This is a genomic window from Paratractidigestivibacter sp., assembly GCF_963660155.1.
Lineage (GTDB): Bacteria > Actinomycetota > Coriobacteriia > Coriobacteriales > Atopobiaceae > Paratractidigestivibacter.
In genome coordinates this window covers 76,502-91,296 of record NZ_CAVKWG010000045.1, presented here as the reverse complement: position 1 = coordinate 91,296, position 14,795 = coordinate 76,502, and the positions used below count along the sequence as shown (strand labels likewise).

The following is a 14,795-nucleotide window of genomic DNA, read 5'->3' as shown; positions in this document are numbered from 1 at the left end:
ACCGCGAATTCCCTGCTACCGTTCGCCGTTTACCTGATACCTCCTACTGAATTGAGGCTCGATACAGCATCAATCCCTTAAGTTAACCTTAATCTGATATATCAGAGAAGGCTTGGGGCGCCGCAGCGGTGCGTCCCGAACATACAAGGAAGGAAGGGAAGATGGCAGCTAATGTCGACCCCACCGATTACAAGGCACGAAAGAAGGCGTGGAAGAAGGCCAAGCGACGCGTGGCGCTGCCGGCCAAAATCTTGTGCTTCGTCTTACCCATCGTGTTTGTTGCCACCAGCATCGCGCTCTACTTCTTCAACTGGTTCCCTATGACGTTTGACCTGGTCATCGGCGCGAACCGCACGAAGATCACGAACGCCGACGAGTCGGCCCAGTACTACACGAGCGATTACGTGAGCGACGAGGAACGCGTCGCGGCAGGCAAAGAGCTCTCCGAGAAGGTCGAGGCCGAGGGCGCCACGCTGCTCAAGAACGACGACGCGGCGCTGCCCTTGGGCACCGGCGCCAAGGTAACGCTCTTCAGCCACTCGAGCGTCGATATCGTCTACGGCGGCACCGGCTCAGCGGGACTCGACACCTCCGAGGTCCCCAACCTCAAGGAGGCCATGGAGTCCGCCGGCTTCTCCGTCAACCCCACGATGTGGGACTTCTACACGACCGGCGCCGGCTCCGGCGAGCAGTACACGCGCCAGACTGTGAGCCTCACCGGCTCGGACAGCGTGACCGCCAACCAGGTGAACGAGGTCCCCTGGTCCGTTTATGACCAGGCGACCCTCGATTCCGTGGCTGATTACGGCGACGCCGCCATCGTCGTGCTCTCTCGCGTCGGCGGTGAGGGCTACGACCTCAACACCACCGACGAGCACTCCCGTTCCGGCGGCTACCTGGGCATCACCGACGAGGAGCGCGACCTTCTCGCCAACCTCAAGTCCATGAAGGAGGCGGGCACCGTCAAGAAGGTCGTCGTACTGCTCAACTCCTCGAACCCGATCCAGCTCGACTTCCTGAAGGACCCCGACTATGACGTCGACGCCGTCCTGTGGATCGGCGGCGTGGGTGCCCAGGGCATCAACGCCGTGGGCAAGATCCTAGCCGGCACCGTGAACCCGTCGGGCTCGCTCTCCGACACGTTCCTCTACGACAACCTCTCCGCCCCCTCCACGGTGAACTCCGGCAGCTTCACCTACACGAACGCCGAGCAAGCCGGCCTTACCAGCTCAAACAGCACCTATATGGTCTACCAGGAGGGCATCTACGTCGGCTATCGCTACTTTGAGACCCGCTATGAGGATGCCGTGATGGGCACCGCCGGCGTGGGCGACTTCTCCTATTCCGATGACGTGGCGTATGGCTTCGGCTACGGCCTGTCCTATACCACCTTTGAGACCTCGGACGTCCAGTCCGCCTACGACGCCTCGACCGATAAGTTCACCGTGACCGCTACGGTGACGAACACCGGCAGCGTGGCCGGCTCCAAGTCCGTCCAGGTCTACGCGCAGAGCCCCTACACCGACTACGACCGCGCCCATGGCATCGAGAAGCCCGCGGCCCAGCTCGTCGGCTTTGCTAAGACCAAGCAGCTCGAGCCCGGCGAGTCGCAGATTGTCGCCGTGAGTGTCGACCGTCGCGAGCTCGCGAGCTATGACGCCGACGGCGAGGGTACCTACATCCTCGAGTCCGGCGACTACCTGCTCACCGTTGCCGACGGCGCGCACGCCGCCGCTAACAACTTCTTGGCGTACAAGGGCTACACGCCCGTGTCCACTTCCGGCAAGATGGACGCCGCGGGCGACTCCTCCGCCGTGGCCGTCTATCCCAACGCCTCCTTCGACTCGACCACCTATGCCACGTCCACGACGGGCGCCGCCATCGAGAACCGCTTCGACGACGCCGACCTCAACCGCGCGGGCTATGTCGGTGACCAGAACGTGACCTACATCTCCCGCTCTGACTGGGAAAACACCGTCCCGACCGAGGCCGTCATCCTCAAGGCGACTGACGAGATGATCACCGAGCTCTCCGAGTCCCGCTACGACGCCGGCCTCTACAGCGGCAAGTACAGCGGCGCCGCCATGCCGACCACCGGTGCCAAGAACGGCCTTAAGCTCATCGACCTTATGGGCCTCGACTACGACGACCCCAAGTGGGACTCCCTGCTCGACCAGCTCAACACCTCCGACATGAGCTTCCTCATCGGCTCGGCCTTCCACTACACGCAGGCCATCGACTCCATCCAGCTGCCCGGCACGCGCGACGAGAACGGCCCGACCGGCCTCACCACCACGCTCTTCGGCGCGAGGTCGGACGTCAAGACCATGGGCCTGCCCTCCGAGGACGTCATGGGCGCCACCTTTAACACCGAGCTTCTCTCCGATGTGGGCCGCGTCATCGGCAACGACTGCATCGCCGCCAAGGTGAGCTACCTTTACGGTCCCGGCGCCAACATCCACCGCAACGCCTACTGCGGTCGCAACTTTGAGTACTTCTCCGAGGACGGCTTGCTCTCTGGCAAGCTTCTGGCCTCCGAGGTCGCTGGCATCGAGTCCAAGGGCTGCCACGTCATGATCAAGCACTTTGCCCTGAACGACCAGGAGACCAACCGCACCGGCGTCTGCACCTGGGCAAACGAGCAGGCCATCCGCGAGGTCTACCTGCGTAGCTTCGAGTACGCCTTCGCCGAGTCCGAGCTTGCGGGCGTCATGACGTCCTACAGCCGCGTGGGCTGCGCCTGGAACGGTGCCGACGAGGGCATGATCGAGGGCGTCCTTCGCGGCGAGTGGGGCTGCAACGGCGTGGCCATCTCCGACAACTCCGCCATCAGCTACACCTACATGAACGGCGCGGACGCGGTTCTCGCGGGCTCCGACCTCTTCGACTCCATGTGCCAGATCGAGTGGAGCCAGCTCCAGAACTACGAGAAGGACCCGGTCGTCGTGAGCGCCATGCGCGATGCTTGCCACCGCATCGCCTACGCGACCCTGAATTCCCTGGCCATGAACGGCATCGGCGCCGGCACCACGGTTGCCTACCGCACGCCGACCTATGTGGTGCTCGACACCGCCTGCTTCGTGGCCAGCGGCCTGGGCTTCCTGTTCTGCCTCGTGTTCAAGATCGTGAAGAACCGCAAGTTCAGGCAGGCCAACCCCAAGCCGAGGAGGGTCGCGTAAGCGCCTTCGCGAGCGGCATATACCCGCGCTAAAGACGCGCCGTCCCTCGTGGGCGGCGCGTTATTTGTTGCTATGCGGCGTAGACATGACAATTTAGCTGGGAATTTACCTCTGATAGCAGATATACCAGAGACCTTCGAGCCTCGAATCCTGTTAACGGAAAATCGATTCCGTAAACGGCGATTCATTGAAATGCAGGGGAATCGGGAACCGTTTACCTAGGAATCAACGCCATTTACCACTCTGATATACCAGTCATGCAGGCATAAGGCACATTATAAATTTGCTGATATACCAGTCCGGTCGAGGGAAGAGGAAGCTTCGCGCTTCGGTCGGGATGGCCTCCGCCCAAGCGCGGGGCCGCAAGAATTTCGTAGAAAGGAAGGAAGTCATGAGCAATTCTTCGAAGATGCGCATGGACGGGAAGGGGGCGCAGTCATGAGTAACGAGGCAAAGCCCAAGTCCATGCTGACCCGCCGCGGATTCGTAGGCATCGGTGCCCTTGGCCTTTCCGCCACCGTCGGCGCGGGTTCGGTCATGGAGCAGTTCAGCACCACGCTCGACACCAACCTCGGCACCACGAGTGAGGCCCTGAGCTCCACCAGCACCGATTCCGAACCGCTCTACCAGGCCTTTACGCCTTCCGAGGAGCTTCTCAACTCCGACGGCACCGGCAACTCCCACGCCATCATCCAGAAGGCCATCGACCTCAACCGCACGCAGGCTGCCGAGGGTTCGGTCCTGATGAAGAATGAGGTCTCCGAGGGCAACGGCCTGCCGCTCGCCGAGGGTTCCAAGGTCTCCCTCTTCGGCATCCGCTCCGAGGTCCCGATGCTGGGCTCGAGCTTTGGCCTCAAGCTCTTCGGACCCTGCATCACCCTGAAGCAGGCCCTGTCCGAGGACCGTACCGACTTCGCCAACACCATCATCACCAACGTGAACCGCTCGACCGGCGCCGTGGCTCCCACCATGGGCTCCTGGTCCGGCGACGAGTTCGACTTCGACGGCGCAGGCCTCTCCGTCAACCCGACGATGTCGGACGCCTACGCCAAGCTGAACGAGACCCTTCTGCACGCCAACTGCGAGATGACCGTCGATACCTACGACCCCAAGGAGCCCTCCGTCTCCGACATCGAGGGCGTCGCCGCGGACTTCCGCTCCAGCTTCGCCGACTACGGCGACGCGGCCATCGTCGTGATCTCCCGCCCGTCCGCGGAGTCTATCGACTACCTGCCGGGCGCTGTCGCCGAGGGCCTCGGCGCCGACGAGCCGCTCCAGCTCACTGACAACGAGCGCGCAGCCATCAGCCTGGCCAAGGAGTGCTCAAAGAACGTCATCGTGATCCTCAACACCTCCAACGCCGTTGAGATCAAGGAGCTCGCCGACGATCCCGACATCGCCTCCATCCTGTGGATCGGCTTCCCGGGTTGCTATGGCATGCTGGGCGTGGCGGATATCCTCGTGGGCAAGGCCAACCCCTCCGGAGCTCTCACCGACACCTATGCCACCCACAACATGAGCGCTCCTGCCATGCAGAACATGGGCGACTACACCTACGCCAACGCCGACGTGCTCACCCGTCCCGCCGGCATCTTCGGCGACGTGGCCTCCAAGTACATCATCGAGTCCGAGGGCATCTACATCGGCTACAAGTACTACGAGACCCGCTACGTCGACGCCGTGCTCGGCCAGGGCAACGCGTCCTCGTCCGCCGGCGCCACCGCGGGCGACACCTGGGCCTATGAGAACGAGGTCGTCTATCCCTTCGGTTACGGCCTGTCCTACACCACCTTCTCCCAGGCCTTCGAGGGCGACCCGACCCTTGAGGTCAAGACCGACTCCGCCAGCGGTGCCACCACGGCGTACCTGACCTTCAAGGTCAAGGTCACCAACACCGGTGACGTGGCGGGCAAGTCCATCGTCGAGATCTTCGGTCAGGCGCCCTACACCACCGGCGGCCTCGAGAAGGCTGCGGTCCAACTCGTCAACTTCGAGAAGACTGCCGAGCTCGCCCCCGGCGCCTCCGAGACCGTCGAGGTCAAGTGCGACCTGCAGTACATCGCCAGCTGGGACAGCTCCTGCGCCAACGCCGACGGCACCAAGGGCACCTGGGTTCTCGACCCCGGCGCGTACTACTTCGCCACCGGCAACGGCGCCCACGAGGCCGTGAACAACATTCTCGCCGCCCAGGGCGTCGTGTCCGACAAGCTCACCGGCGTGGGCGATGCCTCCCGCGCCTACAAGCTCGATGTGACCGAGGACGTCATCTCCAAGACCGCCCTGTCCGTCTCCAAGAACGGCTACCAGGTCTCCAACCACCTCGAGTACGCCGACTGGAACCACTTCCAGCCCGGTGAGGTCACCTACCTGTCCCGTGCGGACTGGCAGGGCACCTGGCCTGTCGAGTACAGCGACATGAAGGTCACCGACCAGGATCTCATCGACAAGCTCAACGGCAACTACTACGAGGTCAAGACCGACGACGATGTGTCCGGCATCAAGTGGGGCCAGAACTCCGACCTCATGTTCTGGGACATGAAGGGCAGGGAGTACGACGACCCGGCGTGGGCCGAGATCCTCGACAAGATCACCCTCGAGGAGGCCCTCTACATCGCCACCTTCGGCGGCCCCTCCATCCCGGGCATCGACTCCATCGGCCTGCAGGAGCACTATCTCACCGAGAACGCCGGCAACGGCATCGTCATCGCGCTGGGCGCCTCCAAGGACACCTCCGCCCCCTGGACCATCTCCGAGAATGACGCTAACGCCGCCTGGAACGGCGCCGTCTTCGGCAACGCGCCGCTGACCGCTGCCTCCTTCAACAACGGCCTCTACTTCCAGATGGGCGAGTTCATGGGCGAGGAGTCGCTCTTCACCGGCATCGCCATGCTCTGGGGCCCGGGCCTGAACGTCCACCGTCAGCAGTACAACGGCCGCACCGGCGAGTACTACTCCGAGGATCCGGTCGTCTGCGGCAACACCGCCATGGAGTACTCCATGGGTGCCCTCGAGTACGGCCTCATCGCCTCGCCGAAGCACTTCGCCTTTAACGATCAGGAGACCAACCGCGCCGGCGTCGCCCCGTACATGACCGAGCAGCAGGCCCGCGAGAACGAGCTGCGCGGCTGGCAGATCGCCTTCGAGGCCACCGACTACGACACCGAGACCCACAACGCCAACATGACCGGCCTCATGACCTCGTTCTCCAAGGTCGGCCCCGTGGAGTGCACCTGCTCCACCGGCCTCATGACCGACATCCTCAAGAACGAGTGGGGCTTCCGCGGCTACGCCGTCACCGACATCTATGACGACACCGACCTGTGGGCCTCCGTCCTGGTCTCCGGCGTCACCTGCTTCGACACCCGCGGCATTTCCGGCTTCTACAGCTCCACCACGCTCGAGAACTGCTCCACGTTCGCAAGCCAGAACGACGGCGTAAAGATCGGCGAGAAGAAGATCGCCGGCGACGCGACCGTCCAGAAGGCCGTCAAGGAGTCCGCGCACATGGTCTTGTACGCCATGACGCAGTCCAACCTGGTCAACCGTTACAACTCCACCACCAAGATGCAGAAGCAGATGACCTGGTGGCGCGGCGCGTACCTCGGCGCGGCCGCGGCCTTCGGTGTGGTCGCCGTCGCCGGCGCGGCTTCTGCGGTCATGAACTCCCGCAAGAGCGAGAAGAAGGAGGCTTAAGTCATGTCGTCCACCAACGCAAAGAAGGGCATCGGCCTCTACCTTGACGTCGTCGCCATGGTCCTTGCCGTCGCCGGCATCATTGCCATGGTCGTGAGCACCACCATGGGCGAGGGTTACGAGTTCGCTGGCCTCGGCATGTGCATCGCGCTTGCCGTCGTCGCCATCGCCCTCGTGGTCGTGGCCATCTACACGGACATGCAGGGCGTCGAGAAGGGCCCCGGCCTTGTCGCCCTTTTCGCCCTCGGCGTCGCCATCTTCCTGATGGTCTACGTCGGCGTCCAGGTCGTCTCCTCCCGTGCCCTGTCCATCTCCGGCCTGTTCTCCTGGAACTCCATGGACACCACCGGCTGGAGCATGTTCTACGCCGCCGTCGCCTCTGCCGGCTGCTTCCTGGTCGGCGCGATCCTTCTCGTCGTGGGCTGCTTCCTGCCCATCGCCAAGAAGGCCGAGGCCTAGGATTCAGGCTGACATCTGATATGCCAGCTCAGGCGTAAATCAGACACGGAGCCCCGTCCCCCGAGCAAGGCTTGCGGGGCGGGGCTCCTGTCTTTTTGCTGGGGTTAAGCGGCTTGATTCATCCGTTCGCCGCCAATTTGGTGCCGTAGGGCAGTACGCTCCATTACGGTCTGATTGCCCGCAACTAATATATTAGTGACGAATTTGCGGCGAACTTCTTAGCAGAAAGGAACGCGCATGGCCGATTCCACCGAAACCAAGGTCGAGGAGGGCGGGGCCTCCACCCTCAACCAGGCCAAGCTTTACCAATTGATCTTGTTCCCGTTCAACAACGGCGCGACGAACGTGTACTACGTGCTGCTGATGAACTACATTGCCTACTACGCCAACGGCGTGCTGGGCCTGGTGCTCGCCTTCGCGACCACCATGGTCACCGTGACCCGCGCCCTCGACGCCTTCATCGATCCCGTGGTCGGCATGATGATCGACCGCACCGAGACCAAGTTCGGCAAGTTCCGTCCGTTCATGGTCCTCGGCAACGTGGTCATGATCGTCTCATCGCTTTTACTCTTCTACGGCACCCGGCTGATCCCGGCCGACGCCACGGCGGTCAAGTATGTGGTCTACACCCTGTTCTACATCCTGCTCATGGTGGGCTATTCCATTCAGACCTCCTGTACCCGCTCGGGCCAGACCTGCCTCACCAACGACCCCAAGCAGCGCCCGACCTTCACGCTGTTCAACACCATCGCTTCTCTGGTGGGCATGGGCGTGACCATGGCCGTGGCCTCCATCGTCGGCGGCAACGTCGGCTTCGGCACCGAGGCCTTCTTCAACTTCCTGATCCCGCTCGTCATCATCCTCTCCGCCGCCCTCACCGCCCTTGCCGTCATCGGCATCGCCGGCAAGGACAAGAAGGAGTACTGGGGCCTCGGCGGCAAGGACGAGGGCGAGGAGGCCAACAAGCTTGGCATCAAGGACTACGTGCAGATCTTTAAGGCCAACAAGGAGCTCCAGCGCCTCATGGTCGCCGCTTCCGGCACCAAGTTCGCCTTCGCCGTGGCCACCAACACCTCCGTCGGCATCCTGCTCTACAGCTGCATGATGCACAACTACAACGGCCTGTATCTGCCGATGTACGTCATGGGCTACGTGTTCTCTGCGCCGTTCTTCATCGGCGGCCTCAAGATCAGCCAGAAGCACGGCCAGAAGAAGACCCTCGTCACGTTTACCTCGCTCGCGCTCGTGCTGTACTTGGGCGTCTGCGTCCTGCTCGCCCTGTGGGACCCGAACAACGCCGCGATGAACCTCTCGATCTTCTCCACTGAGGGCGGCTTCCACCTCACGCTCAACGCCTACACCATCATTTTCATCGTGCTCTACGGCCTGGGCTACGGCGCCTACTACTCCACCGCCGACATGGCTATCCCGATGATCGCCGACTGCTCCGACTACGAGATGTATCGCTCCGGCAACTACGCCCCGGGCGTTATCGGCACGCTGTTCTCCTTCGTGGATAAGCTCGTGAGCTCGCTTTCGACGACCGTCGTCGGCATCGCGCTTCTGGCCGTGGGCCTCACCGAGCTCCCCGACACCACGACCGCCTACGCCTCCGGCATGAACTGGCTCACCATCGTGCTGTTCTGCGTCATCCCGATGGTCGCTTGGGTGCTCACCCTCATCGCCATGAAGGGCTACACCTTGACTGGCGACCGCATGAAGGAGATCCAGGCCGTCAACGCCTGTCGCAAGGACGCCATCGCTGAGGGCATGAGCGTCGAGTGCGCGCTTGCGACCTACGAGACCATGGACCAGGTCCCCGAGAAGTACCGCGCATAGCGACCGTTTGAATTTGACTCTTCTTTTACGGGAAAGCCGCCCCTCTTCGCAAGGGGGCGGCTTTTCTTTGTGTGGAGGCGAGGGCAATCGCGGGCAGGTGCGCGTTGCGGAATCCGTGGTTGTGGCAAGAAAAGCACCCGTTAAGGGCCATTTTGTTGCGAAATCAGGGTCTGTGGCAAGGAATTATTGCCACAACCTCGGGTTCCGCAACGCGCGGTGGCCGGTTTCTGCCGCGACTCCCGTTTCCGCAACGCGCCGCGGCCCGCAATTGCCTCAACCCCGATTCTCGCAACATTGTGCGCCCGCGGGAAGAATTCTGCAAGATATCTGTAAGATTGCGACAAAAAACAAGTGGGACGATACAAACAATTATTTAATACGCCCTTGAATTCATTCCGAACACCGCTATTCTCGTCATATGGATATGGTCATCTCACATATGGGTGCGCTGGAGCTTCTCCGTTGCCGGTCGCTCGAGGGTTTATTGGCGGCGGCTGGGAGGACCTCGCTGAGCGTTCCCGCTGCTGTGCCGACGGCCGAGCAGCTCGCTACGGCGCGCCGCGGGCTCGCCACATTCGGATATGCCCCCGAGCGCCTCGAGCTTATGGTGGGCGACCTGTCCTCGCGCGTGCGACGCAAGAATGTCGTCACCCATCTGCAAAAAGGGGCTCTGCCTGCGTCGAGCTTCGTGCACATCCTTGACGGCATCCACGTCGTCTCGCCCGAGCACCTTTGCGTCCAGCTCGCGACCCGGCTTTCGCGCATGGAGCTCACCGTGCTCATGGCTGAGCTGCTCGGCACTTATGCGCTGCGGGAGGACGGCATGTTCTCCCGCGAGGCGCCGCTCATGACGCGCGAGTCAATGAAGGCGCACCTCGACGCGCTCGGGGAGTTCAAGGGGGCGCGCGTGGCAAGAGAGGTTTTGGGTCGTGCACCGTCGAATTCTGCCTCGCCCATGGAGACGAAGTTGTATTTGCGCGTGAGCCTGCCGCGGCGGCTCGGCGGGTATGCCCTGCCGGTTAAGGCGCTGAATGAAAAGCTCGAGGTTGGGCTGATCGGCATGGGCGGTCGCGCGGGCGAGCGCAGGCCCGATATCACCATGCTTCCAAAGGAAGGGGCCGACGCGCCGTATGCGTTTGTTGCGCTCGAATATGACGGCGAGGCCCATCTGACGCGCGCACGGCAGGCGGCAGACCAGCGGCGTTCCAACGAGATCCTCTCTTTTGGCGGGCGAGAGTACCACGTGAACAAGGAGCTCTACGACAATCTGTCGTATATGGATGACTTGATGGGTTGCGTCGCGGCCGACCTCGGTCGCACGCCGTGCCGCGTCACCCGTGCGCTTGGCGAGAAACGCCGGCTGCTGCGCTTGTCGCTGAAACGCGAGCTCGACCATATCGACGGCGTGAATTGGGATAGTAAGGCGCGCGAGAAGGCCCGTTCGGCTTCCAAAGGCCCTGCCGAGCCCGAGTACGTCCCTCTCGACGAGTATTGGTTCTGAGGGACGCTGCCGATTCGTTGCGGAACCTGTGGTTGTGGCAATTGAGCTCCGTGCTGCGTTGCGGAATCCGGGGTTGTGGCAAGAATAGCGCTCGTTAGGGCCCAATTTGTTGCGAAACCCGGAGCTGTGGCAAGTAAATATTGCCACGACCCCCGGTCCCGCAACGCGCGGAAGCCTATTCCCGCCACGACCCCCGGTCCCGCAACGCCTGGTGTGCACCTCTTGCCACAACCCCGGTTTACGCAACGCTTGGTTGTTGCGTGGCGCAAAGAGGCGCTAGCGGATCGCGTAAACGTGCGCGGCGTAGGGGGCGAGCGCCACGGTACGCGAAAGCTCGGCAGCGGCGTCGGGCTCGTTGGAGATCACGAGCCCGCTTGCATCCCACACGACCTCGGCGGACAGCTCGAACGAGACCTCTTCGTCGGAGAAGTTGCACAGCACCACGAGCGTCTCGTCCTCGGTTCGGCGAAGGTACGCGTAGACCTTCTCGTCGTCGGGCGCTAGCAGCTCGTAGCGGCCGTCCGTCACGCTGGCGCGATTGTGGCGCAGGGCAATGAGGCGCTGGTAGAAGTGCCAAACGGAATCCGGGTTCGCCATCGCGGCCTCAACGTTGACCTCGCCCTCATTGCCCGAGGCCTGGATCCACGGCTCGCCGGTGGTGAAGCCTGCGGCATGCCCGGACGTCCACTGCATCGGCGTGCGTGCATTGTCGCGCGACTTCAGCGCCAGAAGCTCCAGCGTGTCGGCCTCGGAGAAGCCCTTGCGTCCCGTGAAGTCGCGGAAGGTGTCCAACGCCTCCACGTCGCGGTACTGGTCGATGCTCGAGAAGTGGGCGTTGACCATGCCGATCTCCTCGCCCTCGTAGACGTACGGGGTGCCTTGCATGAGGTGCAGGCAGACGCCGAGCATCTTGGCGCTCTTCTCGCGCCACTCGGGCGACTCGTTGCCGAAACGGCTGACGGCGCGGGCTTGGTCGTGGTTCGACCAATACAGGCTGTTCCAACCGCCGCACGCGGCGATCTTTTCTTGCCATACGTTCATCACGCGCTTGAGGTCGGGCAGGTAGACGCGGGTCTTCGCGTACTTGCCGTTCTCGTCGTAGTCCAGGTGCATGTGGTCGAAGTGGAAGACCATGTCAAGCTCGCCGCGGTCGGCGCCCACGTAGAGCTGCGCCTGGTCGGCGCTCGTGTGCGGCGCCTCACCCACGGTCATCACATCATAACGGGAGAGGACCTCGTGCTCCATCTCCTGCAGGTACTCGTGCACGTGCGGGCCCGTGGCGCAGCCGGCATAGTAGCTGCCATAGGCCTTGTTCTGGATTACGGGGCCGTCCGGCAGGGCCGGGTCCTTGGAGATCAGCGTGATAACGTCCATGCGGAAGCCGTCGATGCCGCGGTCCAGCCAGAAGCGCATCTCGTCGTAGACGGCGGCGCGCACCTCGGGGTTGTCCCAGTTGAGGTCGCACTGCTCGGGCGCGAAACAGTGCAGGTAGTACTGACCCACGCTCTCCACGTACGTCCAGGCGGGGCCACCGAAGCTGGAGCCCCAGTTGTTGGGGATCTTGTCTCGCCAGATGTAGTAGTCATGGTAGGGGTTCTTACGGCTGCGGCACGCCTCCTGGAACCATCGGTGCTGGTCGGAGGTATGGTTGACCACGAGGTCGAGGATGATCTTGAGACCCTTGGCGTGCGCCTCGCGCAGAAGCGCGTCGAAGTCGGCCATGGTACCGAGCGTCGGCTCGATGGCTCGGTAGTCGCTGATGTCGTAGCCGTTGTCCACCTGCGGCGAGGCGAAGATCGGGTTCAGCCAGATGACGTCCGCGCCCAGCTCGACCAGATAATCGAGTTTGCTCCGGATGCCGTTGAGGTCTCCCACGCCGTCGCCGTTGGAGTCGCAAAAGCTTTTGGGATAGACCTGGTAGACGATGGCGCTCTTCCACCACTCGGGGTTACTCGTCGTCATCGTCCACCTCCGCGGCGAGGTCGTTGGCATACTTGATCTCGGATTTCGCGTCCCCCACGATCTCGCGAACGCGCTCGGCGGAAAGGTAGTCGTCGGCGGGTTCCAGCGCGAGGACGAGCGCGAGCGGCAGGTTCATGCCGCTCACCACGTGGGTGTGCGGCCGGGCGAGGTAGCGAAAGAACTGCTGGTTCACACTGCCGGAGTTGAGGTCGGTGAGGACAACGGCCTCGGTTTCGTCGTCGAGAGCGGCCATGGCGGCGTCGACCGCGGCCTCGCACGGCTCGTTGTCCATGTAGGCGGCCACGGCGACTACGTCGGCCGCCCCGCCCGAGATGAAGTCCAGCGTGTCCTTGAGGCCCTCGGCCATGGTGTGGTGCGAGGCGAGGATAAGGGTTCTCTTCATGACGTTTCTCCTTAAGACGCGGGAGTGGACAAAGGGACTGTCCCTTTGTCCACTCGAGGGGCGATTAGACGGCGAGGACGCCGAAGAAGGAGCCGACGAGGGCGATGGCGATGATGAGCAGGATGAGCTTCGTCGGGGTCCACTTCTTTTTGCCGAGGAGCTTATAGACGAGCACGGTGAGCAGCACCGGCAGAAGCGACGGCATGATGGCGTCGAAGATGTCGGTCTGCAGGTTCAGCGCGACCTCGCCCACCTGGAACGTGAGGCCGGTGGAGATCTTCACAGACGTGGCGATAAGCGCGCCCACGACCGAGAGGCCCATAATGGACGCGGCCTCGGTAAAGGTCGAGAGCTTCTCGCCGAGCTCGGTCACGAGCTTCGTGCCGGAGGTGTAGCCAACCTCGAAGAGCTTCTGCTTGACGAACCAGAAGGCGACGTTGCAGATAAACCACACGATGGCGCCGAGGGGGTTGCCCTGCTGGGCCATGTAGCCGGCGATGGAGCCCATGATTGTGGGCCAAAGTACCCACACGATGGTGTCGGCGACGCCGGAGAAGGGGCCCATGAGGGAGGTCTTGAGCGACTGGACGGCCTCCTTGGCGGCGATGCCGTCGCGGGCCTCGGTGGCGGTCGTGGCGCCCAGGATCATCGAGGACATACAGGTCGTGGCATTGAAGTAGTTGAAGTGGTTGTTGAGCGCCGCCTTGTACTCCTCGTCGTTGGGGTAGATCTTGCGCAGGACCGGGGCGAGCGCCCAGGCAACGGCTGCCCCCATCTGGGACTCGTAGTTGAAGATGTTGCAGGCCATGAAGTTGTAGCGGTCGGCGGCGCGCTTGAGGTCGGCCTTGGTGGGCTCGTAGCGGCCCTCGGCGCTCTGGGCGGCGGCGTTGGCGGCGTTGGTCATCTCGTTACTCATCGAAATCATCCCCCATATCGGAAGAGTCGGCGGCCACGGCCACGGCGACGTTGTCAGACTTGCGGATCTCGGAAGTGAAGTACCAGAAAGCGGCGGCGAAGCCGACGATTGCGATGCCCAGGACGGGGACGGAGAGGTAGGCGGACAAAACGAAGCCGATGAGAATCACGGGCAGGAACTTCTTGACGGGCATGTAGCGCATCAGCATGCCCACGCCGACGACAGGCAGCATGCCCGCGGCGATGGAGAGGCCGTTCGTGACCCACTCGGGGATGAACTCGAGCACGAAGTTGACCACGTCGGAGCCGAAGAGGATGACGATGAGGGTCGGCAGGATGGTCTGCATGGAGCAGATGACGGGCCCGAGCCAGGCGACGCGGCACATCTTGTCCCACTCACCGGCGTTGTTGAGGTCCTGCATCTTGTGGGCGACGAAGTTGTTGATGATGCGTGCGACAACCTCGAGCTGGATGGCGAGAAGGCCGACGGGCAGGCCCACGGCGATGGCGGCGTCGGTGCCGGTGCCGGTGCGCACGGCGATGAAGGTGCCGACGATGGTGGCCAGGCCGTAGTTGGGGGCGGATGCTCCGCCGAGGGCCGCGACGCCCAGGCTCATGAGCTGGAACGTGCCGCCGATGACCAGGCCGGTGTTGATATCGCCCATGATGGCGCCGGTAATGAGGCCGACGATGACGCCGAACCAGCTCATGACCACGGGGCCGTTCTGGTCGATGGTCATCCACCCGGCCACGATGAGCACGAGCACGTCTTGCAGGATCTCCATTGCGCTTCCTTTCCTTGTGTTGCGCATATAACGGCTGGTGAGGGCGGGCGAGGCCGGAG

9 protein-coding genes are annotated in these 14,795 nt (G+C 63.0%); 5 read left to right on the top strand and 4 right to left on the bottom strand.

Annotation, left to right across the window (positions count from 1 at the left end; translation table 11 throughout):
- The first annotated feature begins 161 nt into the window (after positions 1-161).
- The 5 genes from U5709_RS08750 (at position 162) to U5709_RS08730 (ending at position 10,671) form a co-directional block, all read left to right on the top strand.
- Entirely contained in the window at positions 162-3,179 is a 3,018-nt protein-coding gene (locus tag U5709_RS08750) for a glycoside hydrolase family 3 C-terminal domain-containing protein (RefSeq protein WP_321973224.1), read from the top strand.
- Positions 3,180-3,617: 438 nt separating this feature from the next.
- Positions 3,618-6,872 carry a glycoside hydrolase family 3 C-terminal domain-containing protein gene (locus tag U5709_RS08745; RefSeq protein WP_321971264.1) on the top strand — a complete coding sequence of 1,085 codons (3,255 nt, stop codon included), beginning with the start codon at positions 3,618-3,620 and terminating at the stop codon, positions 6,870-6,872.
- A 3-nt stretch (positions 6,873-6,875) separates the two neighbouring features.
- Positions 6,876-7,331 carry a hypothetical protein gene (locus U5709_RS08740; protein WP_321971263.1) on the top strand — a complete coding sequence of 152 codons (456 nt, stop codon included), beginning with the start codon at positions 6,876-6,878 and terminating at the stop codon, positions 7,329-7,331.
- Positions 7,332-7,568: 237 nt separating this feature from the next.
- Positions 7,569-9,170: an MFS transporter gene (locus U5709_RS08735; RefSeq protein ID WP_321971262.1), complete on the top strand. Its 1,602-nt coding sequence runs from the start codon at positions 7,569-7,571 to the stop codon at positions 9,168-9,170.
- Between the two features lie 439 nt (positions 9,171-9,609).
- Positions 9,610-10,671 carry a hypothetical protein gene (locus tag U5709_RS08730; protein WP_321971261.1) on the top strand — a complete coding sequence of 354 codons (1,062 nt, stop codon included), beginning with the start codon at positions 9,610-9,612 and terminating at the stop codon, positions 10,669-10,671.
- A gap of 276 nt (positions 10,672-10,947) precedes the next feature.
- On the opposite strand, the gene U5709_RS08725 is transcribed toward U5709_RS08730, so the two are convergent.
- From U5709_RS08725 to U5709_RS08710, 4 genes are all read right to left on the bottom strand, one after another.
- Complete coding sequence (locus U5709_RS08725; protein WP_321973223.1) at positions 10,948-12,633, bottom strand: alpha-glucosidase; 1,686 nt, start codon at positions 12,631-12,633, stop codon at positions 10,948-10,950.
- The gene (locus U5709_RS08720; RefSeq protein WP_321971259.1) at positions 12,620-13,036 is read right to left on the bottom strand and encodes a hypothetical protein; all 417 of its coding nucleotides are present in this window, start codon (positions 13,034-13,036) and stop codon (positions 12,620-12,622) included. The genes U5709_RS08725 and U5709_RS08720 overlap by 14 nt, the downstream gene beginning before the upstream one ends.
- A gap of 64 nt (positions 13,037-13,100) precedes the next feature.
- The gene (locus tag U5709_RS08715; protein WP_321973222.1) at positions 13,101-13,952 is read right to left on the bottom strand and encodes a PTS system mannose/fructose/sorbose family transporter subunit IID; all 852 of its coding nucleotides are present in this window, start codon (positions 13,950-13,952) and stop codon (positions 13,101-13,103) included.
- The gene (locus U5709_RS08710) at positions 13,945-14,736 is read right to left on the bottom strand and encodes a PTS sugar transporter subunit IIC (RefSeq protein ID WP_321973221.1); all 792 of its coding nucleotides are present in this window, start codon (positions 14,734-14,736) and stop codon (positions 13,945-13,947) included. Before U5709_RS08710 ends, U5709_RS08715 begins: the two co-directional genes overlap by 8 nt.
- Positions 14,737-14,795: the final 59 nt, after the last annotated feature.

Excerpts from the sequence above, each read along its gene's own strand:
- U5709_RS08750 (WP_321973224.1), top strand. The coding sequence starts at position 162 with ATGGCAGCTAATGTCGACCCCACCGATTACAAGGCACGAAAGAAGGCG.
- U5709_RS08745 (WP_321971264.1), top strand. The coding sequence starts at position 3,618 with ATGAGTAACGAGGCAAAGCCCAAGTCCATGCTGACCCGCCGCGGATTC.
- U5709_RS08740 (WP_321971263.1), top strand. The coding sequence starts at position 6,876 with ATGTCGTCCACCAACGCAAAGAAGGGCATCGGCCTCTACCTTGACGTC.
- U5709_RS08735 (WP_321971262.1), top strand. The coding sequence starts at position 7,569 with ATGGCCGATTCCACCGAAACCAAGGTCGAGGAGGGCGGGGCCTCCACC.
- U5709_RS08730 (WP_321971261.1), top strand. The coding sequence starts at position 9,610 with ATGGGTGCGCTGGAGCTTCTCCGTTGCCGGTCGCTCGAGGGTTTATTG.
- U5709_RS08725 (WP_321973223.1), bottom strand. The coding sequence starts at position 12,633 with ATGACGACGAGTAACCCCGAGTGGTGGAAGAGCGCCATCGTCTACCAG.
- U5709_RS08720 (WP_321971259.1), bottom strand. The coding sequence starts at position 13,036 with ATGAAGAGAACCCTTATCCTCGCCTCGCACCACACCATGGCCGAGGGC.
- U5709_RS08715 (WP_321973222.1), bottom strand. The coding sequence starts at position 13,952 with ATGAGTAACGAGATGACCAACGCCGCCAACGCCGCCGCCCAGAGCGCC.
- U5709_RS08710 (WP_321973221.1), bottom strand. The coding sequence starts at position 14,736 with ATGGAGATCCTGCAAGACGTGCTCGTGCTCATCGTGGCCGGGTGGATG.